Here is a 24,705-nt window from a genome sequence, read left to right on the forward strand (position 1 = left end):
AAACCAAAAAGATGAATTGCGGCGCTTCGCGCCGCAATTCATCTTTTGGTTTTTGGTTTGTACTAGCTAACTATTTTTTTAGAGTGCTAGTATTTTAGCTACGAGGGCAAGACTTTCTTCGTAGAGAGCTTCCCTTCCCCAGCGTTGTAGCTGTTGACCCAGCAGAGTGTCAGCACTTTGATCAGATAAAGGCGATACTTGATGTACACGGTAGTTTTGTGCGCCACCACCAGCTTCCATCCGCATACAGCCTGTAGATTCTGAACAAAATACATTACAAGCATCAGTATTTTGGTTAGAGGCTGTCAATCGCAACCCAATCAGATCGCCAACTACCTCACCGACATCACCAATGGGGATCGCCGCTAATTCAGCTTTAATTTGAATATGGTTGCGACCTTCAAAAATAATATGCTGAATATCATAGTCACCACCCTCAGCATTGCGCTCGATTGGCTCCCATTCAAGACGACTGGCAATCCAACCGAGAAACATTAGAGCTTGAGTACTATTACCACGTTCGTAGTCAATGGTGATCCCATCAATTTCCCATACCGCAGCACGGCGATCGGGTTGGTCAAAGGCTTGAGCAGTCAGTTCTTGCCAAGGAGCCAGACGTTGCCAATTCAGGTCAGCAATTTGCGTACCCACTTGGATCATCCCGTGCACTTTGAGTAAGTCTGCCTCAGAATTGGCAAAGGTAGCTGAGTCCATAATTAAGCGATTGCTTAAATTTACCAGCTTCTCAAACATGCGTGTATTGGGCGCGGGACTATCTTTCCACCATAGAAATACGGGTAGATCGGGGATCAGTAATCCTGGAAGAATACTATGTACGCGATCGAAGGCTCGTTTTGCGCCAGTCAGGGTGATATATTCACCACAAATTAAGGAGCTACGACTTTTTTGGATTGGGCAGTAGGCTGCTACTTGTGCGGATATGCCTTGATCTTCTTCATCTAGAGTTACCAAATCGACGACTCGACATGGACTCTGAGAAACGATCGCATCAACGGAAGCCATTCGTGATGCTGCACCCATGGTTTCTGGCTCGTACACTAACAGGTTAAAGGTAGTGGCGCGAGCTGCCGAATTTTCGCCATAGGACTGCCAGATTTTGCTTAGCTCCGCTTCGACTTGAGATACCGAGACATCTTTGGGAGCTTGCAAAGATACAACGGAAGTTGCTTGCGTATTCATAATTTTGTTGAATCAACACCGTTTATATTGGTCTTAAATAATTTGGCGTTGCCAAATTATTTAAGGTGTTTATAGTCGTCGCCACTGTCGCCCATCACGTTCGATCAGTTGTTCGGCTTCAGATGGTCCCCATGTACCCGCTTCGTATTGGGGGACAACGCTGGGATCATTGGGCATTTCCCAAGCCGAAAGTGCTGGGGTCACCACTTTCCAAGCTGCTTCCACTTCGTCGCCGCGTGTAAATAGGGTCTGATCGCCCAACATACAGTCTAACAACAAGCGATCGTAAGCATCGGAGCCTTCGATACCAAAGGTTTTTCCATAGCCAAAGTCCATGTCCACCGATCGCGATCGCAGGTCAGCCCCCGGCATCTTTGCCTCGAACTTTAGGGCAATGCCCTCATTGGGTTGAATCCTTAACGTCAGCACATTTGGTGAAACCTGTTTAGCTGCCGACTGAAATAGTAAATAAGGGACATCACGAAACTGAATTGCAATTTCGCTAACTTTTTTAGGCATCCGTTTGCCAGTTCGCAAATAGAAAGGAACGCCTTGCCAACGCCAATTATTGACTTCAAACTTCATCGCCACATAGCTTGGCACTAAAGACTCAGGATTAACATTTGGCTCACTGCGATAGCCTTGTACCTGTTTCCCCTTCATCCAGCCTTCGCTGTATTGAGCCCGCACGGCTGATCGCTCTAACTTACGAGTGTCTGCAAGTCGAGTAGCCTGAATCACCTTCACCTTCTCATTGCGGAGAGAATCTGCATCCATTGAGTTGGGTGGTTCCATTGCAGTTAGGCAAAATAGTTGCATTAAATGGTTTTGCAACATATCCCTGAGCGCCCCAGAGTTTTCATAATAACCTGCGCGATCTTCAACGCCAACGGTTTCGGCAACCGTAATTTGGATGTGGTCGATAAATTGGCGATTCCATAATGGCTCAAAAATAGCATTAGCAAATCGCAGCACTAAAAGATTTTGAACGGTTTCTTTGCCTAAATAATGGTCAATACGATAGATCTGTTTTTCATCACAGGATTTCTGCACAACCCGATTTAGGTCTTGACATGATGCCAAATCACGTCCGAAGGGTTTCTCAATTACCACTCGCGTTTTTTGGGCATTTTTAATCATGCCAGCCTGCCCCAACTTTTCGATCGCATCGGTAAAGTAATTTGGGGATACAGCTAAATAAAAGACCCGATTACCACGAGTACCTCTTTCTTTGTCTATTTGTCCCAAAAATTCATCAAGTTTGCGGTAATCATCGAGGTTGCTCATGTCAAGTGATTGATAATATAAGCCTTCAGCAAAATCGTCCCAAATTGCTTCGGCTCCAATACCTACGGAGAACTTTTCTACGCCCTCACGCATTTGCTCACGGAAATAGTCATGGCTCCAAGGTCGGCGAGCGACACCCACGATCGTGAGTTCGGGCGGTAGGCGACGCTGTTGTTTGAGGTGATAGATTGCAGGAACTAGCTTGCGGATCGTCAAGTCACCCGAAGCACCAAAGATTACCAGAATCGATGGCTCAGGTGTTCTTTCTTGCTGTAAACCAACCCGTAAGGGATTTTCGAGTATTTGTACCACAGGCTCGGTTGTTGAACGCTAGCTAGATTCTAGCTAATGCATTCAGTTTTCAAGCAATATCGTCTGTTTTCCTTTAGGATCACTAGTCTTAATTTTTATGGACATAATCAATTACACATCCAAACCCGTAAAGTTGCGCTCCTCAGGGGCGCAACTTTACAGGTTTGGAAATTTATTTTGAGATGCGGTAAAACCTCAAATATTGCAGCAATTATCGATCAAACGAACCCCAAGGTATTGCTTGAAAGTATTGCTTAGTAATACTTTCAAGCAATACCTTGGTTTGGGGGGGTGGGTGCAAAGCACTGTAAAAAAGCAATAAACGAATTATTACAGAGCTACTGTTTTAACGCTCATATTATGTATGATAATGATTATCGTTCTTAAAATAATCGATTAAAGATGTAATTAATATCGCAAAAAATAATTTAGAACGATTTGATAAAAATTATTGATATTACAGTCATCTATTTTATCGAAAACTCTAAATTTATAAAGCGGATTAAGTTCATAAAACCTTTAAAATATCTCCAGTTTAATGATATTAATTACTATTAAGGTTGATATATGCAAGTGAGGAGTTACGCTATGTCGCAAGTTTGGTTTGAACAAGTACAAAAGTCTCTAGTTGGCGCGATCGCCTTTTCGGCGATCGGGATGCTGCCTAGCACCATATCCAGCGTATCGGCTCAGTCGTTACCACCAACAAAAGATGTCCTTACACAAAATGTCACGTCAGTTTCACAACTCAGTGATGTGCGTCCCACCGATTGGGCTTTTACGGCTTTACAGTCTCTAGTTGAGCGCTATGGATGTATCGCAGGTTACCCCGATAGCACCTTTCGCGGCAGGCAAGCCACCAGTCGCTATGAATTTGCCGCAGGTTTAAATGCCTGTCTCGACAAAATTAACGAAATTATTTCCGCAGGGCTAGCCGATAAAGTTAGCAAAGAGGATCTCGCCACATTACAAAAATTGCAAGAAGAATTTGCCGCCGAACTTGCAACATTGCGTGGTCGTGTCGATGCCCTTGATGCAAAAACTGCCAAGCTGGAAGCGCAGCAATTCTCGACGACAACTAAGCTCACGGGGCAAGCGATCGCGGCTGTCTCTGCGGGAAACTCAGGAACTGATTTTCTGCTTGACTCAACTGGAGCGCTGACGACCAATGCTGGCAAAGTGAATACAACTGTGATCAGCCGCGTGCGCCTGAACTTTAATACGAGTTTTACTGGCGAAGATTTATTACTCACGCGGATCGAGCTTGGCAATGGCGGCACTGGGCTGAACAATTCTCTAGAGGCTCCTAACAGCTTATTAGGGTTCACAGGATTTGGGAACAGTTCTAGATTTGACTACAGTGGTGTTGGCACAAATGCCACACTCAATCGTCTGCGTTACGACTTCCCGATTGGCAAAGATATCCAAGCTTCGATTGGCACAAACATGTCGCTGAACGATCATCTGGATGCAAATAGTTTTGCAAATGATGAGTCCGCCGATTTTTCTAGTGGCATGTTTATCAATAACCCCTTGATCTTGCCTGTGAATGATGGGGCTGGCGCAGCGATCGCATGGAACTTTGGTGGTAGTGCTTTTACCTTGAGAGCAGGATATGTCGCCCAGAATGCTAGCAGCCCGACCTCTGACGGCACGATCAATCGTGGCTTATTTGGTGATCCTTACCAAGGTACGGTTGAGCTAGAATTTGCGCCGAAAAATGCTGACGATGCAAGTCCCTTTGCGATCCGTTTGCAATATACTCGTGCCTCGGTAAATAATCTGGACTACAACACAGGTGGCGTAAATCTTGAGTGGGCTTTTAATAAGGCGATCGCCATTTTTGGACGCTATGGATTCGGCAATATCAGTAATCGCGGTACTGCCATTTCCGCAGCACTTCCCGCCTACACAACTACAGCCAATGATTCTCTAAATCCCCAAACTTGGTCTGCGGGTTTTGCTTTTCCTGATTTGTTTAAGGAAGGTGCAATGGCTGCGATCGCGGTTGGGCAACCTTTCATTGAGAACCAAGTAGGTAATGCTACTCAAACCAATGTGGAGTTGTTCTATCGCTTCCCTATCTCTGACAATATCAGCATCACTCCTGATTTGCAGTTCATTTTCAATCCCAACAACAACAGTGGCAATAGCACCATCACTGTCGGTACATTGAGAACTGTATTCTCGTTCTAATTTACTGATGGGTTTAAAACCTCACCCCTAGCCCCCCTCCTTGTAAAGGAGAGGGGAACAAGAAAAATCAGTTACCTAATTTCAAAAGCATTTCGACTAATTGCGATATTCCACTACAGCAGGGATTTGAATAGTCATTTTCTCGAAAAAGCAGTAGAGAGATTACTTTGCAATCTCTCTACTGCTTTATAACGTTTTGCATCCAAACCCAAACCAAGAGATTTTTTGAAAGTGTTGCTTTGCCACACTTTCAAAAAATCTCTTGTTGTTCATTTGAGCGAGGCAAATAATAACCTCGTTAAACCTTCTGGAACTAGTCTTATATTTTGCTGCTGCATATCTGCTAAAGACAGCCATTTTGCAGTGAATTCCGTAGTTATTGAACTTTCATAATAAGTTAGTACTTCCTTGTCATAACAAGATTTATCTACAAATTCAGCATCATAGACAAATACAACTTCATGTCCTTGATTGCCTTCGTAGATAAATATATTCTCAATGACTTCAAGCAATTTTAAATTTTCTATCTCCAGTCCAAGCTCTTCTCTAACTTCGCGCAGCATCGCTTCTTGACTGCTTTCCCCAAACTCTATCCCTCCACCCAATGGACGGCAAAAATAGTCCTGCTTTGTTGAATCAAAGCTTGTAGAAACTAGAATTTTGTCTCCATTGCGAAATAAGCAAATGGAAACTGGTCTAATACATTGCATCCTATCCATAAGCCTAAATTTCTGGATTTTGTGATATCGATCGCAAATTACCACACATAACATCACCGAAACAATAATTAGCGATCGCAGTCCCAAAACGTATAGAAAGCGATACTCATAGCTATAGAGAAATTCCTTCACAGATCTCAAGCTAACCGTCCAAAAGCCATGATTCTCAACTCACTAAATGAAACTCGTTCAATTGAAGTTACAACCCTTGCTGGCAGAGAACGCGGGATTATTTTTTTAGGCAAAACTTTTGTTGCTGATAGGGCTTACAACAGCTTAAATGAGGCGATCGCTGCTTGTAGACAAGACTTAGATTTGGGTTTAGCCGTATTGATTACCCCTGACGCAGAAAAGTTTCGGGTCTGGGTCTCTGTACCTAATCAAATGATTTTTCAAGCTGCTTAGCCAAGATCAAAAAAAGCAGAGACTGCATTTTTTGTATAGCTGTCGCCATTTGTATTAAACCCAGAAGAGGAGTTGCGGCGCAAAGCGCCGCAACTCCTCTTCTGGGTTTGTGTCCTAATTTGATCTTGCTATACATAAGCGATCGTGTTAAAGTTTTGAATATCGTACTTAAATCAAAAAAATAAGCCTATGGAAAGTGACGAGCCGCATCAAGGTAAATTTAGGCAACTAAAAAGCAGTAGACATGATCCATCTACTCTCAATATTCAGTTGCTAACCAATAAGAACGTCGTAAATATTGAATCATGGACAAAAGAACAGGTTAGTGGACTTGCTGAAAGTGTTAGAGATATTCATCTTCCTGATATGAGTACTAAACTAGAATTGCCATTACAGAATTGTTCTGTTCCTGCGGGATTCCCTTCTCCTGCGGAAGACTATGTGGAACATAAACTCGATCTCAATAGTTATTTAGTGACTCATCCTGCGGCGACTTTCTTTGTGAGAGCTTCAGGGAACTCCATGACAGGAGCAAATATCCATGATGGTGATTTGTTGATTGTCGATCGCTCGATTGAAGCCGCCCACAATGATATTGTCATCGCTGTCGTGCTAGGAGAAATCACCGTCAAACGTCTGCATTACTTAAGAGGAGAAATTGCCCTAGTTCCTGAAAACGATAGCTATCAAACCATTTTCATTAACGAACATTCCGACCTACATATTTGGGGAGTTGTCACCAATGCCATCCACTGTGTTAGACCAAAAAGTCGAAAAAAGATTCGCCCTAGTCGATTGCAATAACTTTTACGTTTCCTGCGAACGTTTATTTAATCCCGTACTCATTGGTAAACCCGTAGTAGTTCTCTCCAATAATGATGGCTGTGTAGTGGCGCGATCGCAGGAAGTCAAGGATCTTGGCATTAAAATGGGTGTGCCTGTATTCCGAATTTATGAACTGATTAAGCGCTACAACATTCAAGTTTATTCCTCAAATTACAGTCTCTACGGAGATCTGTCAGGCAGAGTCATGTCCACACTGGCTTATTTTGCCCCTGATGTGGAAATCTACTCAATTGATGAAGCATTTATCGATTTGTCGGGATTTCGATATCGTGACTTAACAACCTATGGCAGTGAAATCCGTCAAAAAGTACTGCAATGGGTAGGAATTCCAGTGTCCGTAGGAATTGCCCCGACCAAAACCTTGGCAAAGCTAGCTAATCTCATAGCAAAGCAATCTAGTTCAGGAGTTTTTGATCTCAGTGTCTATCCATCTATAGATGAGATCTTATCTCAAGTGGATGTTGGAGATCTTTGGGGTATTGGCTCCAAATACGCGAATTGGTTGAAAGAAAGAAGAATAACTACAGCTTTAGATTTGAAGGAAGCCCATGAAGGCTTGATTCGGAGCAAGATGGGTATTGTCGGCGTAAAACTACAAAGAGAATTAAGGGGAGAATCTTGTCTATCAATGGAATTGGTAGACAATCCCAAAAAAGGAACCTGCGTCTCTCGCTCGTTTCCGCAGTCGATCAATAAGCTGTCTGAACTAAAGGAAGCGATCGCCTCTTTTACGCATCGAGCCGCTGAAAAACTGCGACGACAAAAACAAGCTGCCAATGTGATCACCGTTTTTGCGAGAACCAGCCCTTTTCGCGATAATTTCTACTCTAATAGCGCTACCGCAGAATTAGATTTATCAACTAACTACACGCTGGAACTATCCCGTGTTGCGTCACAGTTAACTGAAAGTATTTATCGTCAAGGACAACATTTCAAAAAAGCTGGTGTGATCATGACAGGGCTTATGTCTGAGCAACAAATTCAAGGAAATCTTTTTGATGTTAGTAATGATGAGCAAAAGCAGCGATCGCGTAATCTGATGAGCGTGATGGATACGATCAATGAAATATATGGCAGAGATACTTTGCGATTTGCGACTACTGGAGTAATTCAAGTTTGGAAATCTAAATCTGAACAGCGATCGCCAAGATACACAACTTGTTGGCAAGATTTACTTGAAGTATCCTAAAAGAAAGGAGGCGCTACGCGCCTCCTTTCTTTTATTTAGTCAGAGCGCAAAGCGCAATGAATTAAGCTAGTAATTTTTCAACTGCGGCAATCACATCTTCAGGTTGAGGAATTGTCAGATTTTCCAAGCCACCGTTATAGGGAGTTGGTACATCAAGGGCAGCTAAACGTACAATCGGCGCGTCAAGCTCATCAAAATAGCTGTCATTGATCGAAGCAATAATCTCTGAACCAATACTGGCACAGCGCATTCCTTCTTCAACAATCACAATCCGATGAGTTTTACACAAAGAGGTAACAATGGTTTCCATGTCCAAAGGCTTTAGTGAGATTAAGTCAATCACCTCAGGATCGTAACCTTTGTCAACTAGAGTCTCAACAGCCTTGAGAACGTGATAGCGCATTCTTGAGTAGGTGAGAATGGTAACATCGCTACCTTCACGCACGATTTCGGCTTTGTCAAGGGGTAACAAATATTCTTCGTCAGGAATATCTTCTTTGAGGTTGTACAGCAACACATGCTCAAAGAAAAGGATCGGGTTATCGTTACGAATTGCTGACTTCAGCAAGCCCTTAGCATTGTAAGGCGTGGAACAAGCCACCATTTTAATGCCGGGAACAGCTTGAAAGTAGGTTTCGAGACGCTGTGAATGCTCGGCTCCAAGGTTGCGTCCCACGCCACCAGGTCCACGAATGACGATCGGGATTTTAAAGTTACCGCCAGAGGTATAGCGCAACATCCCTGCATTATTCGAGATTTGGTTAAAGGCAAGTAGCAAGAAGCCCATGTTCATGCCTTCGATGATCGGGCGCAAACCTGTCATCGCTGAGCCGATCGCCATCCCTGTGAAGCTGTTTTCGGCGATCGGGGTGTCAAGTAGGCGCAAGTCACCATATTTCTTGTAAAGGTCTTTGGTTACTTTGTAGGAGCCGCCATAATGCCCCACGTCTTCGCCTAAAACATAAACGGCTGGATCGCGCTCCATTTCCTCATCGATCGCTGCTCTGAGGGCGTTAAAAAAAGTAACCTCTGCCATATTTATCTATTAATTTCTACATAGTTATCGGGGCTAACGCTCAATTATAACTTTACAAAGCGTAAATATCTCACAAAAACAATGGTTATCAGGGCAATGCTATCTCAAGCTAAAATATCAGGTTTGTAAATATAAAATAGAGAGGATGGTTTTTTGTTGGGAATAGGTTTGTTAAATATCCATAGAGGCGTAATTTTTTAGAACGGGTACGTGAAGGAAAATTCAACTCCAAGAGAAACTAACAAACTGTGACAAGCTGATTGGTGCGATTGTCTATCGGTTTGATGGTTTGATAGAAGAAGAAATAGCGATCTTTGAGGGAACACTGGCTAAGAGCTAAAATTTAAAATAACATCAATAATCAATGGCAATTCAGGATTGATTGTTGCGATCGCCCACGCAGGATTGCTTGCTGCTTTAGCTTTTCAAGCACTATAGGATCTATGTCTTCAATAATTAATTAGGTCATAGGTTTGGCAGCAGTTTGAAGATTAAACTTGGATCTGAGCATAGCACCGCAAAATCAACTCTATTCAATCCTCCAAATCCTGAAATGATGATGAAACTTGGGCTAAAATAGCAAGAGCTTTTCTAGGGTTGGTGCAATATGTCAAAGGGTGCTTGGCAAAGATTATGTGAGATTCTCACCACCGATATTCCGATCGCTGAATTTACGCAAGGAACAGTTGATACGTGCAAAACTTTTATAGAGTTAGCTCAATCAATAAACGAGAACCGTAAACTTTCTGAGTTAGCCCCCCTCATTGGTCAGATTTCTTCGGTATTGGATGTTTTAAATTTGCCCATTGTGCAAGTGGTTGGCTCAGCTTTGCCCGTAGTAGGGATTGCCAGTAAATTGCTGCAATTTTCTTTGGAAAGAACAAAGATTGAGCTATCTTTTGCTGAGTGTGTTGAACTTGTGGGACAAGAGGCATATTTAGAGAGCTTTAAGAACTTTTTGAACAGGGCTGAAAACCAGCAATTGCTGGAGAAATTAAAAGATGCAAAGGCTTCAGATCGCCTTCAAAAGAAAATTGCTGAATTGGGTAAGAGTCTTTTACTCAATAACAATGAGGCTAGCGATGTACTGGATTGTTTCCATGAGTCGAAGTTGGCAAAGGCAATTAACCCGATTCTAGTTGAGCGATTGATTGAGTCTGGCATGGGAGAGGCTGCTGCTAAGATTGTTGTTGAGAGAGTATCGCGTTTAACGCATCGAGAGGCAAAGCTTGTTTTGACTAAGTTAAAAGACAAGGTTGAAAGTCTAAGATCAGTTTATGGTGGGGATTGGCAAAGCGATAGTAAAAACTATCTGAGCATTGATCGCTATTTAGAAGAGGTGATTGCTGAGAAGCCTAAAGAGAAAGTTTTTGAGGAGAATTTTGGATTTGAAGATATCTATGTAGAGTTACAGATTGAGGCAATCGCAAAAGATGGCAGCAGTGGGAAACCTCAGTTCATCGAAAAATGGGCGTTAGATTTACTCAGTGATGAGGACAAATCGGGACAGGTGCTATTTATCCAAGGGGAACCGGGGCGGGGAAAGAGTGTATTTTGTCGGATGTTTGCCGATCGCGTTAGGCGGGAGCTATATCCGATTTGGACTCCGATTTTAATTAGATTGCGGGATATTACGGATTCCGTAGATCACTTTGATACATTTCTAAGTTATGCAGTAAAGAGAACATTTACAATTGGGGAGGAATGGCTCAACAATCCTAATACTCGCTTTTTGTTTGTATTGGATGGATTTGATGAGCTTCTTCTAGAGCGTATTAGAGATCTCAAGCTCAAAGATTTTCTGGATCGGGTATCTGAGTTTCAAACTAAATGTCAGGGTAATAGTGAGCGTGGACATAGAGTAATTATTACAGGTAGACCACTTGCATTGTTTGGGATTGAGAAGGATATGCCCGACAATTTGGAACGGGTGAAAATCCTCGATATGAGTGCAGAATTACAGGAGAAATGGTTGCAGAAGTGGGCAAAACTTAAAGGTGCAGATAAAGCTCAAGAATTTAAGGATTTTCTAAGTGATCTAAATTGTCCTAAACAAGTTAAAACATTGGCGAAAGAGCCGATATTAATGTACTTTTTGGCAGCAATGCACACGGGCGGAAAACTTAAGATTGAAGACTTTCAAAATGCAGGAAATAGTACCAAAATTTTGATTTATGAGCAGACGTTGGATTGGGTTCTAGATAAGCAACGCTCTAAAGGCAGAAAAAATCTCAATCGAGAATTGACAAGCTTAGAGAAGGAAGAACTTCGCAATATATTGAAAGAGGCTGGGTTGTGCGTTGTACAGTCTGGAGGAATATTTACGACCTTAGACACTATAAAAGACAGGTTATCGCCCGATCTGCTTACTAAACTGAAAGCTGACACAGAAAATAAGGAAGGTAATTTACCTGTAGCATTAGCAACTTTCTATTTGAAATCATCAGATACTAAAGATAATTCCATGGAATTTCTGCACAAGAGTTTTGGTGAGTTTCTTTGTGCAAAGAGATTTGTTGATAGTTTAATGGAATGGTCACAGCAAAAGCCAGATCCAAGTAATCCTCATCTTCAAGTTTGGAAAGTGGATAAGAAAGATTTAGAGCGGCAGATTTACGACTTATTTGGTTTTGGAGCGCTCACTTCTGAGATTGTGGAATATTTGACGGCTTTGATTGAGAGAGAATTTGCTGGTAAAGATGATGATTTTGTGAGGTTGTTTGAGCGTTTATATGGGTTTTATTGGGCTTGGAGTGATGGGGAGTTTATTGAGGCGGTTGAGTCAGATAGTGAGCCTATGCCACTCAGAAAAGCACGCCTAATGCAGAAGCAAGGTGTTGCGATCGGGCAACGTAAGGTTGATATTTATACGGGCTTGAATGTTTTGATTTTGATGTTTACTTTCCATCGTTATGCTCAAGCAATCTCAGAACTAAAAGACAAAGTTTTATTCCATCCTTGCAAATACAGTTCAAAATATGGCGCGACTGATGACTCAAGTCGATTGCTCCGTATTATTGGTTATGGGCAAAGTATTAGAGATCGCGGTTTTAACAGCATAGTCGGCAAATTTTTAACCAACGCATACCTCCATGGCGCATACCTCCATGGCGCATACCTCAGTGGCGCATACCTCAATGGCGCAAACCTCAGTGGCGCAAACCTCAGTGGCGCAAACCTCAGTGGCGCAAACCTCAGTGGCGCAAACCTCAGTGGCGCAAACCTCAGTGGCGCAAACCTCAGTGGCGCAAACCTCAGTAGCGCAGACCTCCATGGCGCAAACCTCCATGGCGCAGACATCCATGGCACAGACCTCAGTGGCGCAGACCTCATTGGCGCAAACCTCAGTGGCGTATATCTCAGTGGCGCATAYCTCAGTGGCGCAGACCTCAGTGGCGCAAACCTCATTGGCGCAAACCTCATTGGCGCAAACCTCATTGGCGCAAACCTCATTGGCGCAGACTTCATTGGCGCAAACTTCAGTCGCGCAAACCTCAGTGACGCAGACCTCAGTGATATTTCATCAAATGAAAGTACAATTTGGTCAAATGCTATAGGCTTACATAAAACAATTAATGTACCTGATGCTTTAGTTAGCAACTCGCAATTTAGAGCAGCAGTGTTGCTATGCAATGGTTCTGATTTGGTTGTCTTTGGTGATGTGGATGGAGCAATTACCGCTTATATCGAAGCACAAACAATCGATCCTAACTTGGAGATTTCTGCATTCTACTGGAATCAATTAGGCTGGTTTGGCAGCCTACATAATCGTGCCATTGATGTTCTATTTGCCTGCGAGAAAGCTGTTGAGTTAGAAAAATCTACGATGTCTCAAGATACTCGTGGTCTAGCGAGAGCGCTAACAGGTAACTTCGCTGATGCAATTGAAGACTTTGAAGCAGCGATCAACAGTGGTCAACTTGAGGAAGAAATACTAGAAAAGCGACAACGTTGGCTTGAAGCTTTAAAATCTGGAATTAACCCATTTACACCCGAAGAACTAGAAGCATTGAGAGCTAGTGAGGGGACAACATCATAAACACTGTAGGAACAATACTTTGCATATCGAAGATTCAGAGTTGAAATCCTTTAATTCCAAGTTCGCAATTCATGCCTCGTAATTGATAGCTTTGCTACACTAGAAAAATATATAGCTCAACCACCATGTCTCCCAACAATCAGAGCCAACTCCTAGAAGCAATCAGTCATCTCGATGAGCAGCAAATCCTCCTTGTTTTGCAATAAAGATCTAACCTGTCTCTCGTAATTCATAATTAAAAAAATGCTATCAATCAACTTAGATCAAGAAACAGAAAGCTACTTAGCAGAAATTATTGCTCAAGAAAATAGCACATCTGAAGAACTGCTCAAAAAGCTAATTTACCAACATTGGCAAACCCTCAAGCCACGTCAAACTCTAGCCCAAAGAAGAGGTGGACATCCTACCAACCTATTACAAGATGCCGCCCCTAATGCATCATTACGCGAAAATCGCAAACAAGCCATCCTAGAACATATTCAAAATCGTCATCAAAAATCTAACTAATGCAAGAATATCCGCCCATTATTCTTACCGATAGCAGTATTTTATTCGCTTACTACAGTGCCAGAGATAACTACCACGGAGCAGTTTGTAAATTCTTTGAAGAATGCTCAAGTGAACTAATTACCACTACAGCTTGCATAACAGAAGTAATGTATTTACTGAGTAGAGACTATCGCACCCAAAACGAATTTCTCAAAGACCTCGCCCAAAAACTTTATCGATGTATTCCACTCGTATCTGAAGATTTTAGCAGCATTAGAGAACTTAATGAACAATATGCAGACCTACCAGCAGACTTTGCAGACTTATCGCTAGTCGTTATCTCTGAAAGACTAAATATTTCCGCGATCGCCACATTAGACAGTGACTTCGACATATACCGCCGTTATCGCAAACAACCATTTGAACGCATATTTTTATCATAGTTGCATTGGCGATAGGCGATCGCTATCCCCCAATGATCCAAACAAGATTACAATATGTTAAGCAAAACTTAACAACAAGGTAACGACAGTCAGGGTCGAGCATAAACATGAAAGCAGTGATTATTGGTGCAGGCTTAGCAGGTATGAGTACTGCTGTAGAGCTTAGCGAACAAGGCTATGAGGTAGAACTTTTTGAATCCCGACCCTTTGTGGGCGGCAAAGTCAGCAGTTGGCTAGACAAAGATGGCAACGATATCGAGATGGGCTTGCACGTATTTTTTGGCTGCTATTACAACCTATTTGCCTTGATGAAAAAAACAGGTGCTTTTGAGCATCTTCGGCTCAAAGAACATACCCATATTTTTGTGAATCCCGGTGGCAAGCAAGCAGCCCTTGATTTTCGGAACTTTGGCGGCGCACCCTTTCATGGTCTGAAAGCATTTGTAACCACAGGACAATTACCCCTTAAGGACAAAATCCAAAATGCGATCGCGATCGGGCGCAGTCCACTAATTCGCGGCTTAGTCGATCATGTTGGCGCAATGAAAGAAATCCGCGCCCTCGACAACATTAGTTTTAAAGATTGGTTTTTGGGCATGGGTGGATCACAGGCGAGTCTTGATTTGATGTGGGATGCGATCGCCTATGGTTTGGGCTTTATCGACTGCGAAAATATTTCCGCACGCTGTATGCTCACCATTTTCCAATTCTTTGCATCGAGAACTGAAGCTTCAATTTTGAGAATGCTCGAAGGTGCGCCCGATGAGTTTCTGCATAAGCCTATTGTGAAGCTAATTGAATCTAAAGGTGGCAAAATCCATTTGCGGCGTGGTGTCCGCGAAGTTCTCTTTGAAGGCGAAGGTGAAGATACTCGCGTTACAGGTTTGATCATTGGTAAAGAAGACGGCGAAGAAATCGTCAATGCTGATGTGTATATTTGTGCCACTGATGTTCCAGGAGTAAAGAGAATCATCCCTGAGAAATGGAGAGCATGGTCACAGTTTGACAATATCTATAAGCTCGACGCTGTGCCTGTAATTACCGTGCAACTGCGCTTTGATGGTTGGGTGACAGATATTGATAATTTGCTGTATGCCATTAAAGTAGATTTCTCCACCTTTGCAGATTTGGCAATTACTAGTCCGACTGATTATTACAAAGAAGGCGAAGGTTCCCTATTGCAGTTAGTAATTACCCCTGCGGATGATTATATTAAGCTCAGCAATGAAGCGATCGTTGAGAAGATGATTGCTCAAGTACATCAGATTTTCCCTTCTTCCAATAAGCTGAATGTCACTTGGTCAAGTGTGGTCAAACTGGCACAGTCTCTCTATCGTGAAGCCCCTGGTAAAGATCCCTTCCGTCCAACTCAAGCTACACCTGTAAAGAATTTCTTCCTCGCGGGAAGCTACACGATGCAGGACTACATCGACAGCATGGAAGGTGCGACACTTTCGGGCAAGATGTGCGCGGCGGAAGTGATTAAGAGCAAGCAGTTAGCGAAAGTATAGAAGAAAGAACCGTGCATTGCACGGTTCTTTCTTCTTTTGTTAGGAATCATGGATTTACCTCTTATCTATCATCCCAATTACGTCGCGCCGATCGCTAATACCAATCGCTTCCCGATGGAAAAGTTTCGCTTGCTGTACGAGATGTTACTGGCGGATGGAGTGGCGCGACCTGAGCAGTTTTTCCAGCCAGAGTTACCAGATTTGGATGCGATCGCTTTAGTTCACGATCGTGAATATGTGAATGCCTATTGGCAAGGAAATCTCGACCCTAAAGCCCAGCGCCGCATCGGATTACCTTGGAGTCCCGAACTTGCCTATCGCACGAGAATCGCTGTTGGTGGCACATTATTAACTGCTCGGCTAGCCTTAGCTCATGGATTAGCTTGCAATACCGCAGGGGGAACCCATCATGCTTTTCCTAGCTATGGTTCAGGCTTTTGTATATTTAACGATCTGGCGATCGCCTCCCAAGTTTTACGCCAAGAAGGTTTAGTTAAGAAGATATTAATCGTGGATTTGGATGTGCATCAAGGCGATGGCACGGCTCTCATTTTTCAGGATGAGCCAGATGTGTTTACCTTCTCGATGCATTGTCAGATTAACTTCCCGTCGGTTAAACAAATTAGCGATCGCGATGTTCCCTTACGGGAGGGAATGGAAGACGACGAATACTTACGCGCTCTTGCTAATCATTTACCAGATTTATTAACCGAATTTCAGCCCGACTTAGTTCTTTATGATGCAGGTGTTGATCCGCATATAGGCGATCGCTTAGGCAAACTTGCTCTTACTGATGCAGGGCTATATCGGCGCGATATGCAGGTTTTGAGTACCTGTATTCCTCAAGGTTTTCCTGTCGCCTGTGTGATTGGTGGTGGTTATTGCGAAGATATGCAATCCCTAGTTTATCGACATTCCCTATTACATCGCGCCGCTAGTGAAATCTATCGCCAATATCATCTATAGTTTTTGCCGAAATGCTTTGAGCGCAGATTTTGGTTCCGCCATTAGTAAGCAGCGAGCAAGTAATTCTAAATCGAGATTAGGCAAACATTCACTTTGGGCGATCGCCTCATAGCCACTTTCACGTAACCGATACAGCGAAAACTTGCCGTCTTCCCAGAACCAAACCTCTTTTGTATTAAAGCGCCGATAACGCTCTAATTTCGCTACATTTCCACTCGTAAAAATCACCTCAATCGCTAAATCGCGATCGCCTAATTTATTGCCAAAACAAAAAGATAAATCTGGCTCAACACTTGCACCTTTAGCTTCTGATTCTAGAGTAGCACTACCCGTAGGGATAAAATCGATATCCTTTTCTGCAAAGTAAATTCCCAATAACATCGAGAGTAAATGCACGATGATTTCATGGGCAGCAGATGTAGTCATAATCTCGATAGTGCCGTCAAGATAATTGAGATGGATATTACGCGAATCACCGATTAAAGCAGAAAGTGTCTTGAATTCTTTCCATGAATATCGATTCGGAAAAACAAAGTACTGAGATTCCGTCTCTTTAGATATCTGATTTAGTTCTGAGGATTGTGATGATAATTGAGCAATCACGGGTTTATAGAGATAGTGGTAACTAATCGCAGATATAGAGAAACTATAGCACACCCATAATTTCGCTAATAAAGAACCAATATTTTTGTGGCGAGGCTTCGCCTCGCCACAAAAATATTAAATCGCTAAATCTTTACTGCCAGATTTCTATACCTTTGAAGAAAAACTATGGGCTTTGAGAATTGCTGCTACTAGAAACGCATAGGAAATACCGCCGACTATTGCTAATAGCCAAAAACTTACTAAGGCACTCGTATTCCAAAGGGCATGAAGCAACGCCGAACTGAGATATCCAATTGTGAGAATTTGCCAACGCAGGGAAGGTTTGAGAATGCTTAATCCAATGAAATAGCCGAAATAACCGCTATACGCCATATGTCCCGCCACAGAGCCAAGCACACGGGGAATCAATAATTGCAACCCTGTCAGTTCCGCTATTTCAGGACTAACGGCTTGATTTGTCACACTCTGAATAATACTTGGTACATACAAACCTAAAGTTTCCGTTAACGTAAATCCAACTGCCGAAGCAGCACCAATTAGAATTCCATCTAATGGCTCACTAATACCTACACGCGATCGCCATTTCTTCCCCAGTCGTAACCCCATAAACCAGAGCGCAAACACTGGCAAAGCCTTGAGCAACTCCTCCATTAAACCCGCCCCAAAAAACATCGCAATCAAAACACTGATAAAGCTAACTTGCCCCGTTGGTGCAGTCCCTGGTAAAACCTTATAAAAGAACCACAGAAAAATATTTAAAATCGGGCTTCTAAGAATCAATGCTGTAAATATCGCTGCGCCTAAAATGATCCACCAAGGCTTATTCTTGCCACAAAGTTGATAGACAAAATAATAGGCGGCAAGGCTGATATATACGGAAATTGTGAGGTTAAATAATTGCGGTTGCCCCAAAAAAGCAAACATCATTACCACAAATCCCACGGTTGCAATCCCTGGTAAGAGATAGGCTTTTTTCCACAGATCATTTCCCGTAGAGAAAATTGGTAAGAGCTTCGTCAGTGTAATGCTGGTAATCTGCGATCGCGGACGCTTCCTAAGATCTGTGCTTAAAGTTGTCTCAGTACTAGGATCTAGCTCAAATACAAACTGGGGGCCACCTTTAGTTAGCTGAATGCGATCGCCATGCTTGAGTGGATAGCAGCTATACAGCCGACGGTCATTAATAAATGTGCCATTGGCACTATCAAGATCGCAAATTTCCCAGCCTTCCAACTGCTGCCTAGCATCTTGACGATTATTCTGCCCCGCAAAAATGGGACGTATCTCGGCATGGCGACGCGATACCGAGCCATAGATGTTGATATCGATCGCCACTTCACAACTAGGATCGCGCCCCAAGGTAATCGAGCGATCGCCTAAAGTCGCCACAATTTCACTGCGATCAAGATTATGGCGATCGGCAGAAATTTGCTTGAGGAATGCTATAGCAGTAAGGCGATCATACATAGAATCATTTATATCACTAGTAATGTGCCTCACTATGCGATCGCCCTTACTAAATCAGAATTCTTTCTATGTCTAACTCTGAAGCCGCCCGCGCCAATTGTGAAATATCACTCAAATCCTTGACATATGGCAGAATCCCCAAAATAGGAACCGAAGCAAGTCGCGAAATCATCTGCGGCGGTGCAAGTTCTTCAATCTCTTCCAGAGAATAAACTTGCGAACAACTCAGCACAATTCCTCTTAACTTTACCTTTTGGATATTCGCCAAAGCCACATTGGCGATCGCTTGAGAAATTGCGCCTAATCGCACAGGTACAACTAAAATTACATCCAAAGCCCAATCTCGCGCCAAATCCGCCACGATATACTCATCGGTAATCGGTGAACCTAAGCCCCCCATTGATTCAACGAGCAAACATACCTTCTGTTGTTGCAGCTTGAGAAACTGCTGCCAAATCAGTCCTAAATCAATTGGTTTCCCTTCTTTATGAGCAGCGATCGCAGGAGCGATCGGCGTTTCAAAATACAAAGGCGTAATTTCATCAAGGGTTTGCGAAAGCGAGAAAGTCTGATCATAAAACTCACGATCGCCTTCTCCTGACTGCAAAGGCTTATAAATACCTAGGGATTTACTCGGTGTAGTGCGATCGCGATAGGTCAACCAATAAGCCGCCAAAGCCGCCGTTAAAACGGTCTTCCCCACACCCGTATCACTCCCAACAATCAATATAGGTTTTATCATTATGGAATACTTGGTAAAATTTTGCTAAGTTCTATTTGTAATTCTGGAAAATTCGGTAAGTCGATCTTCTGTTACTCTTCAAATAATTTCCGCATCAGTTCATCTTTTGTGAAACCCAGATGGTTAGCTACATCGGCTAAAATTGCCGAAAGCGTTCCAACTCTTAAAGGATTATGATAGGGAATAGTAATACTATGTTCACCATTTTGCTGAGTAGTTAAACGTATATGGCTACCAGTTTGACGAATGCTCACATAGCCAAACTTATTCAACAATTTTGTCAACTCTGATCCTGAAATATCGCGCGGCATTCTCATACGGCAATAACTTCTTCACGAATAAAGTGCAAGCGAATTATTCTCGGTAAAACAGCTTCATCAAAATGACATCGAACAGCATCACGAATCATTTCATATAGCTCATCTAAAGAATCAGCTTCCGTAAAAATAGATGCACCTAAAGAACGGGCAGTATAGCCACCTTCATCTGCATCTTCGATGATAAACATGATCTCATTCATTAAATTACCTCTACCTTGCTTGATTACCTATCGTAGTCTAAACCTCTTGCGGAAGCTATCTAGACAAAGCAGGATGGGAATGCCCTACTACCTAGCCCAAGCAGCGCAATGACTCCAACATTCCCTTTGCTTTATTCAAGGTTTCTTGATATTCCTTCTCAGGGTCGGAATCAGCTACCACACCAGCACCAGCTTGAACGCTAGCGGTTCCATCCTTCGTTACCATCGTCCGAATCGTGATGGCGGTGTTTAGCTGACCTTCAAAGTCATAGTAGCCATAGGCTCCAGCATAAGTGCCTCGGCGATCGCCTTCCAAGTTATGAATGATATCCATTGCTCGAATCTTTGGCGCACCGCTCACTGTTCCCGCAGGGAAGCAAGCCTGAAGTAAGTCCCAAGCTGTCTTTTCAGGACGAATTTCGCCAACGACATTGCTGACGATATGCATCACATGGGAATAAAGCTCAATCGACATCAATTCATCGACTTTCACCGTGCCACTTTTGCAAACACGACCGAGATCATTGCGCCCCAAATCAACCAGCATTACATGTTCGGCAACTTCCTTTGGATCGGCGAGTAAATCCTTGGCTAGTTCGGCATCCTCCGTAGGTGTTGCACCTCTAGGACGTGTGCCTGCGATCGGGCGGAGGACTGTGCGCGAGACTCCATCGATAACTTCCGCTTTGACCATGATTTCAGGGCTAGAGCCAATTAGCTGCCAATCCTTAAAGTTAAAAAATGCCATGTAAGGAGAAGGATTGACCACCCGCAAAGAGCGATACAAACTAAATGGCTCACCCTTAAACTCTGTCGTCAACCTCTGCGAAAGCACAACTTGGAAAATATCACCAGCCTTAATATGCTCCTTACCTTTTTCCACAGCTTGACAGAATTTTTCGCGAGTAACATTACTGGTGTAACTCACAGGAGGTTGCAGGCGGGGATTTGTCCAAGTAATTGCCGTTTTGTGCCGATCCAGAGGCGATCGCAGTTTATCCACCAGCACCGTTAAGCGATCGCAAGCTGATTTATAGGCAGCTTCAGGTTCATTGCCATCACTCAAATCTGCATAGGTGATCGCCCAAATTTTGCGTTTGACCTGATCGAACACCAGCAAGCTATCCACCTGCATCCATACACCATCAGGCGTATCACCTTCTTGGCAAGGAAATACAGGCACTTTTGGCTCGATCCAATTAATTAATTCATAACCCCAATAACCAAATAGCCCACCTAAACTCGGCGGTAACTGTGGCAAATGCACAGGATGAATCGGCGCAAGGCAATTATTCAAATGCTGAAAGGGATTACCTATAAATTCCTTTACTGTGCCATCACGAAATGTCTGCGTGGTGCGATCGCCCCTTGCTTCTAGTACCCATAGAGGATCGCAACCCAATAAACTATAACGCCCAAGCCTTTCGCCACCTTCCACTGACTCTAACAAAAAGCTATAGGGTTGACCTTGACAGACACGATACCAAGCTGAAACAGGCGTATCGAGATCGGCAACCAGTTCCATATATACAGGTACAAAGTTACCTTTGCTAGCAAGCTCAATAAAGTCAGAATACTCAGGGAAAATCATGCGATCGGGATTTCTAAGAAATTTGCTGCAACTAGACTAAGATCTTATCGCGATTTTCAGAAATACTATAAAATTCATGCAAGTTAGAAGTTTGGGTCTCTCCAGTCATGAACGATCCAGATACAAGGAGGCTTGATCAATCAAAACTTAGCTCAATAGACTTGTGTGTACAAGGTAGCCTTTGCAAGGAGAAGTTAGAGGGGGATAAAAGCAGAAATTTTGCTAGGTAGGAGAATTCTCAAACACGCTTTAAAAAGGGTTGCAAAGCAACCCTTTTTAAAGCGTGTTTTGGTGGAGTTGAGCGCAAAGCGCTGTAAAATCTAGCCCAAGAGTGCCTCAATATCTTTACGCAACTCTGCATCTTCGGGGGCGACACTAGAAGGGTAGTACTTCACGACTTTACCTTCTTTATCAACTAGAAACTTATTGAAGTTCCATTTCACTTGGCTACCTGTAGTTTCGGTGAGATATTTGTAAGCATCCGACATGTCATTACCGCTTACTTTTACCTTGCTAAACATGTCAAAGGTGACATCGTAAGTGAGAGAGCAGAAGCTCTTAATTTCTGCTTCAGTCCCTGGCTCCTGTGCGCCAAAGTCGTTACTAGGAAAGCCAAGAATTTCAAATCCCTTGTCTTTGTATTCACGATAAAGAGATTCTAGCCCTTTGTATTGCTTGGTGTAGCCACATTTAGAAGCTACGTTGACAACTAAGGCGACTTTGCCTTTGTACTGAGCGAGATCGACTGGTTGACCGTCAATGTTGGTGATCTGGAAATCGTAAAGTGTGGACATATTTCAGGTTGATTAGGGTTTATCTGGGAGTTGTTTTTAAGGTTGCTATAGTTAGTAAAGACTGATTTCATAACTATTTAGCAATTTGCAGCGATCGCATGGCAAGTGTAATTATCCTAATTGGTGTACCCGCTAGTGGCAAATCTAGCCTTGCTGAGAAGATGCTGTATGCTTCTAGTCAGAATAGTAGCAGCCTAACCTATGGGGCAACTCAGTTAATCAGCCCCGATCGCATTCGAGCTTCACTCTATGGATCAGCAGCTACGCAGGGGGATTGGGCTGAGATATGGGAGCAGGTACAACAGTCATTTGCCAATGCAGCGAAATCGCAACAATCTGTAATATATGATGCCACAAATTATAAACGCGAGTATCGCAAAGATGTTATTGACCTTGCCAAGGCTCATGGCTTTAAGCCAATTACGGGCATTTGGCTAGATGTGCCACTCTGGATTTGCCTATCCCGTAATGAGGTACGCGATCGCGCAGTCCCTGAAGATGTTGTCATAGAGATGTATCGCACCCTTTCCTATAACCCACCGACTCTCAGCGAAGGCTTTGATCGCATCTTGTTTCGAGATCAGAAATTAGACAACGAATGGATTGACTGAAGCAAGGCGTTGCTAAGCCACGCCTTGCTTTTATGGGTTGGTAACCAGTGTTTTACTTAACGAAGCAGTTTCTTGAGCCTTGGTGTCATTGGGCATAATCTTACGCAGAGCATCATTAGTTGACTCAAAACAATTGTCATGTCCAATTTCCTTAAGTAAGCCACTGCGATCTAAAAGTTGCTCGACTTCAGAACGCAAACCACTCAAAATCAATTGACAATTATGGCGTTGCAGATCGTGATAAATCTCTTCTAGGGCAACCAAGCCAGTCGAGTCCATACTCGGTACATAGCGCATTCTCAAAACTAAAAACTTGACTTCAGGCGCATCACGCAGGAAGGTAACAAACCTTTCAGCCGCACCAAAGAACATCGGCCCATCAATCCGATAGATAGCGATTTGTTTGCCAAAGTCTAGGGGTACGCCAGTAAGAAAGACATTATCTTCAGGCATTTTGACTAGGCTAAGTTCACTCATCCGCTTGATAAAGAGAATACCTGCGGCAATTAGACCAACTTCTACTGCTAAAACTAGGTCAAAACAGACCGTAACTAGCCATGTCAGCATCATTACCCCAAAATCAGCATAGGTAGTATGGATCAGTAGTCCGATCGCTTCCCATTCCATCATCCGAATACTAGTGATCATCAGGATGCCAGCAAGGGCGGCGAGCGGTACTTGTGAAGCAAGGGGCGCAAAGGCTAGGACGATAAGCGCAAGAGCGACTCCGTGAATTACTCCCGATAGGCGAGTTTTACCACCCGCCCGCACATTTACCGCTGTACGAGCGATCGCCCCAGTCGCAGGAATCCCACCAAAAAATGGCACGATCATATTGGCTAAACCCTGTCCAATTAGCTCCCGATCGCTATTGTGGCGATCGCTAACACTCATACCATCGGCAACCACGGCTGCTAGTAAAGATTCGATGCTGCCTAATGCGGCAAGGGCGATCGCAGGATTAATCAGCTCTCTAATTAATTTGAAATCGTTCCAATGGGGAATGCCTTGGGGGATTGGTAAAGATTGGGGAATTAACCCGATGGTGGGGACTTCCAGATGCCATTGCGATTTGGCGATGACTGCGGCGATCGTGGCAACCACTAAACCAACTAGAGATCCTGGGATTGAATGGTTGATTTGATTCCATAGTAATTTTGTAGTAATCGTCAGTAGCGCTAAGGCGATCGCTAGCCAGTTATAGCCTTCTAAATTGGTGGCAGTTTGCCAAAGTGCTTGAAGGAAATGCTCTTGATTTGGCAGGTGTAAACCGAAGAAATTATTTAACTGTCCGCAAAAAATAATTACGGCAATACCATTGGTGAATCCTGCGGTAACAGGATAGGGAATGAATTTCACTAAACGCCCTAACTTGGCTACACCAAGTGCAATTTGGATGATTCCCGCCATTACGCCAGCAATCCAAACTTTCTCGATGCCATATTTAGCGACAATTCCCACTAAAACAACAGCCATCGCTCCCGTGGGGCCCGTAATCTGCACAGGTGAGCCACCAAATACAGCAGCGACGACTCCCGCCACGATCGCTGTATAAAGCCCTGCCTTCGGTTCGACACCACTTGCGACTGCAAAGGCAAGCGCTAAGGGTAACGCAACGACTGCGGCGGTAAGTCCTCCCGTCAAGTCACCACGAAAATTACTAAATAATCCCTTGAATGGATGATTTTTTGGACTTTGATTGTTGCTAGCTAAGCTTCCTGCTTGTGCCATGAGAT

At 43.4% G+C, this 24,705-nt stretch carries 23 protein-coding genes; 11 read left to right on the plus strand and 12 right to left on the minus strand.

Annotation, left to right across the window (positions count from 1 at the left end; genetic code table 11):
* Positions 1-78 precede the first annotated feature (78 nt).
* Together opcA and zwf are read right to left on the minus strand one after the other, a co-directional pair.
* On the minus strand, positions 79-1,200 hold the full coding sequence (opcA, locus tag B9G53_RS07485; RefSeq protein ID WP_094530772.1) for a glucose-6-phosphate dehydrogenase assembly protein OpcA: 1,122 nt from the start codon (positions 1,198-1,200) through the stop codon (positions 79-81).
* Positions 1,201-1,269: 69 nt separating this feature from the next.
* Positions 1,270-2,799 (minus strand): glucose-6-phosphate dehydrogenase, encoded by a 1,530-nt coding sequence (zwf, locus tag B9G53_RS07490; RefSeq protein WP_094530774.1) that lies wholly within the window; start codon positions 2,797-2,799, stop codon positions 1,270-1,272.
* A gap of 36 nt (positions 2,800-2,835) precedes the next feature.
* On the opposite strand from zwf, the gene B9G53_RS07495 reads away from it, so the two are divergent.
* On the plus strand, positions 2,836-3,057 hold the full coding sequence (locus B9G53_RS07495) for a hypothetical protein (protein ID WP_094530776.1): 222 nt from the start codon (positions 2,836-2,838) through the stop codon (positions 3,055-3,057).
* 330 nt (positions 3,058-3,387) lie between these two features.
* Positions 3,388-4,995 carry an iron uptake porin gene (locus tag B9G53_RS07500; protein WP_094530778.1) on the plus strand — a complete coding sequence of 536 codons (1,608 nt, stop codon included), beginning with the start codon at positions 3,388-3,390 and terminating at the stop codon, positions 4,993-4,995.
* A 269-nt stretch (positions 4,996-5,264) separates the two neighbouring features.
* Here B9G53_RS07500 and B9G53_RS07505 read toward each other — a convergent pair whose 3' ends face one another.
* Complete coding sequence (locus B9G53_RS07505) at positions 5,265-5,846, minus strand: NUDIX hydrolase (RefSeq protein WP_217901530.1); 582 nt, start codon at positions 5,844-5,846, stop codon at positions 5,265-5,267.
* 27 nt (positions 5,847-5,873) lie between these two features.
* Between B9G53_RS07505 and B9G53_RS07510 the strand changes: the two genes are divergently transcribed.
* The 3 genes from B9G53_RS07510 (at position 5,874) to B9G53_RS07520 (ending at position 8,154) form a co-directional block, all read left to right on the plus strand.
* Positions 5,874-6,119 carry a hypothetical protein gene (locus tag B9G53_RS07510; protein ID WP_094530781.1) on the plus strand — a complete coding sequence of 82 codons (246 nt, stop codon included), beginning with the start codon at positions 5,874-5,876 and terminating at the stop codon, positions 6,117-6,119.
* Between the two features lie 189 nt (positions 6,120-6,308).
* Positions 6,309-6,923: a LexA family transcriptional regulator gene (locus B9G53_RS07515; RefSeq protein WP_094530783.1), complete on the plus strand. Its 615-nt coding sequence runs from the start codon at positions 6,309-6,311 to the stop codon at positions 6,921-6,923.
* Positions 6,862-8,154, plus strand: coding sequence for a Y-family DNA polymerase (locus B9G53_RS07520; protein WP_094530785.1), 1,293 nt, complete (start codon positions 6,862-6,864; stop codon positions 8,152-8,154). Before B9G53_RS07515 ends, B9G53_RS07520 begins: the two co-directional genes overlap by 62 nt.
* Positions 8,155-8,215: 61 nt before the next feature.
* On the opposite strand, the gene B9G53_RS07525 is transcribed toward B9G53_RS07520, so the two are convergent.
* Complete coding sequence (locus tag B9G53_RS07525) at positions 8,216-9,190, minus strand: alpha-ketoacid dehydrogenase subunit beta (RefSeq protein WP_094530787.1); 975 nt, start codon at positions 9,188-9,190, stop codon at positions 8,216-8,218.
* 607 nt (positions 9,191-9,797) lie between these two features.
* Between B9G53_RS07525 and B9G53_RS28425 the strand changes: the two genes are divergently transcribed.
* The 5 genes from B9G53_RS28425 (at position 9,798) to B9G53_RS07550 (ending at position 16,638) form a co-directional block, all read left to right on the plus strand.
* A complete protein-coding gene (locus B9G53_RS28425) occupies positions 9,798-13,229 on the plus strand; it encodes a pentapeptide repeat-containing protein (protein WP_254923588.1) in 3,432 nt (1,143 codons plus the stop codon).
* Between the two features lie 243 nt (positions 13,230-13,472).
* Positions 13,473-13,736 (plus strand): hypothetical protein, encoded by a 264-nt coding sequence (locus B9G53_RS07535; protein WP_094530789.1) that lies wholly within the window; start codon positions 13,473-13,475, stop codon positions 13,734-13,736.
* Entirely contained in the window at positions 13,736-14,161 is a 426-nt protein-coding gene (locus B9G53_RS07540; RefSeq protein WP_094530791.1) for a type II toxin-antitoxin system VapC family toxin, read from the plus strand. Before B9G53_RS07535 ends, B9G53_RS07540 begins: the two co-directional genes overlap by 1 nt.
* 107 nt (positions 14,162-14,268) lie before the next feature.
* Positions 14,269-15,672, plus strand: coding sequence for a 9,9'-di-cis-zeta-carotene desaturase (gene zds, locus B9G53_RS07545; protein WP_094530793.1), 1,404 nt, complete (start codon positions 14,269-14,271; stop codon positions 15,670-15,672).
* A gap of 48 nt (positions 15,673-15,720) precedes the next feature.
* On the plus strand, positions 15,721-16,638 hold the full coding sequence (locus B9G53_RS07550) for a histone deacetylase (RefSeq protein WP_094530795.1): 918 nt from the start codon (positions 15,721-15,723) through the stop codon (positions 16,636-16,638).
* Here the strand turns inward: B9G53_RS07550 and B9G53_RS07555 are convergent.
* From B9G53_RS07555 to B9G53_RS07585, 7 genes are all read right to left on the minus strand, one after another.
* A complete protein-coding gene (locus tag B9G53_RS07555) occupies positions 16,633-17,241 on the minus strand; it encodes a Uma2 family endonuclease (RefSeq protein WP_217901531.1) in 609 nt (202 codons plus the stop codon). The two genes, B9G53_RS07550 and B9G53_RS07555, sit on opposite strands and share 6 nt — an antisense overlap.
* Before the next feature lie 147 nt (positions 17,242-17,388).
* On the minus strand, positions 17,389-18,711 hold the full coding sequence (locus B9G53_RS07560) for a PrsW family glutamic-type intramembrane protease (protein WP_094530797.1): 1,323 nt from the start codon (positions 18,709-18,711) through the stop codon (positions 17,389-17,391).
* A gap of 49 nt (positions 18,712-18,760) precedes the next feature.
* Positions 18,761-19,453 (minus strand): dethiobiotin synthase, encoded by a 693-nt coding sequence (bioD, locus tag B9G53_RS07565; protein WP_094530799.1) that lies wholly within the window; start codon positions 19,451-19,453, stop codon positions 18,761-18,763.
* A 71-nt stretch (positions 19,454-19,524) separates the two neighbouring features.
* The gene (locus tag B9G53_RS07570; RefSeq protein ID WP_094530801.1) at positions 19,525-19,770 is read right to left on the minus strand and encodes a type II toxin-antitoxin system HicA family toxin; all 246 of its coding nucleotides are present in this window, start codon (positions 19,768-19,770) and stop codon (positions 19,525-19,527) included.
* Complete coding sequence (locus B9G53_RS07575; protein ID WP_094530803.1) at positions 19,767-19,973, minus strand: type II toxin-antitoxin system HicB family antitoxin; 207 nt, start codon at positions 19,971-19,973, stop codon at positions 19,767-19,769. The genes B9G53_RS07570 and B9G53_RS07575 overlap by 4 nt, the downstream gene beginning before the upstream one ends.
* 91 nt (positions 19,974-20,064) lie before the next feature.
* A complete protein-coding gene (gene trpE / locus B9G53_RS07580; RefSeq protein ID WP_094530805.1) occupies positions 20,065-21,564 on the minus strand; it encodes an anthranilate synthase component I in 1,500 nt (499 codons plus the stop codon).
* A gap of 320 nt (positions 21,565-21,884) precedes the next feature.
* Positions 21,885-22,358: a glutathione peroxidase gene (locus tag B9G53_RS07585; RefSeq protein WP_094530807.1), complete on the minus strand. Its 474-nt coding sequence runs from the start codon at positions 22,356-22,358 to the stop codon at positions 21,885-21,887.
* A 98-nt stretch (positions 22,359-22,456) separates the two neighbouring features.
* Between B9G53_RS07585 and B9G53_RS07590 the strand changes: the two genes are divergently transcribed.
* Entirely contained in the window at positions 22,457-22,969 is a 513-nt protein-coding gene (locus tag B9G53_RS07590; protein WP_094530809.1) for an AAA family ATPase, read from the plus strand.
* A gap of 30 nt (positions 22,970-22,999) precedes the next feature.
* Here B9G53_RS07590 and B9G53_RS07595 read toward each other — a convergent pair whose 3' ends face one another.
* Positions 23,000-24,700, minus strand: coding sequence for a SulP family inorganic anion transporter (locus tag B9G53_RS07595; protein WP_094530811.1), 1,701 nt, complete (start codon positions 24,698-24,700; stop codon positions 23,000-23,002).
* Positions 24,701-24,705: the final 5 nt, after the last annotated feature.

The sequence above is a fragment of the Pseudanabaena sp. SR411 genome, assembly GCF_002251945.1.
Classification (GTDB): Bacteria; Cyanobacteriota; Cyanobacteriia; order Pseudanabaenales; family Pseudanabaenaceae; genus Pseudanabaena.

Bases quoted from the DNA above. Each gene is read 5' to 3' on its own strand.
- opcA (WP_094530772.1), bottom strand. From the start codon at position 1,200: ATGAATACGCAAGCAACTTCCGTTGTATCTTTGCAAGCTCCCAAAGAT.
- B9G53_RS07495 (WP_094530776.1), top strand. From the start codon at position 2,836: ATGCATTCAGTTTTCAAGCAATATCGTCTGTTTTCCTTTAGGATCACT.
- B9G53_RS07500 (WP_094530778.1), top strand. From the start codon at position 3,388: ATGTCGCAAGTTTGGTTTGAACAAGTACAAAAGTCTCTAGTTGGCGCG.
- B9G53_RS07510 (WP_094530781.1), top strand. From the start codon at position 5,874: ATGATTCTCAACTCACTAAATGAAACTCGTTCAATTGAAGTTACAACC.
- B9G53_RS07515 (WP_094530783.1), top strand. From the start codon at position 6,309: ATGGAAAGTGACGAGCCGCATCAAGGTAAATTTAGGCAACTAAAAAGC.
- B9G53_RS07520 (WP_094530785.1), top strand. From the start codon at position 6,862: ATGCCATCCACTGTGTTAGACCAAAAAGTCGAAAAAAGATTCGCCCTA.
- B9G53_RS07525 (WP_094530787.1), bottom strand. From the start codon at position 9,190: ATGGCAGAGGTTACTTTTTTTAACGCCCTCAGAGCAGCGATCGATGAG.
- B9G53_RS07535 (WP_094530789.1), top strand. From the start codon at position 13,473: ATGCTATCAATCAACTTAGATCAAGAAACAGAAAGCTACTTAGCAGAA.
- B9G53_RS07540 (WP_094530791.1), top strand. From the start codon at position 13,736: ATGCAAGAATATCCGCCCATTATTCTTACCGATAGCAGTATTTTATTC.
- zds (WP_094530793.1), top strand. From the start codon at position 14,269: ATGAAAGCAGTGATTATTGGTGCAGGCTTAGCAGGTATGAGTACTGCT.
- B9G53_RS07550 (WP_094530795.1), top strand. From the start codon at position 15,721: ATGGATTTACCTCTTATCTATCATCCCAATTACGTCGCGCCGATCGCT.
- B9G53_RS07560 (WP_094530797.1), bottom strand. From the start codon at position 18,711: ATGTATGATCGCCTTACTGCTATAGCATTCCTCAAGCAAATTTCTGCC.
- bioD (WP_094530799.1), bottom strand. From the start codon at position 19,453: ATGATAAAACCTATATTGATTGTTGGGAGTGATACGGGTGTGGGGAAG.
- B9G53_RS07570 (WP_094530801.1), bottom strand. From the start codon at position 19,770: ATGAGAATGCCGCGCGATATTTCAGGATCAGAGTTGACAAAATTGTTG.
- B9G53_RS07575 (WP_094530803.1), bottom strand. From the start codon at position 19,973: ATGAATGAGATCATGTTTATCATCGAAGATGCAGATGAAGGTGGCTAT.
- trpE (WP_094530805.1), bottom strand. From the start codon at position 21,564: ATGATTTTCCCTGAGTATTCTGACTTTATTGAGCTTGCTAGCAAAGGT.
- B9G53_RS07585 (WP_094530807.1), bottom strand. From the start codon at position 22,358: ATGTCCACACTTTACGATTTCCAGATCACCAACATTGACGGTCAACCA.
- B9G53_RS07590 (WP_094530809.1), top strand. From the start codon at position 22,457: ATGGCAAGTGTAATTATCCTAATTGGTGTACCCGCTAGTGGCAAATCT.
- B9G53_RS07595 (WP_094530811.1), bottom strand. From the start codon at position 24,700: ATGGCACAAGCAGGAAGCTTAGCTAGCAACAATCAAAGTCCAAAAAAT.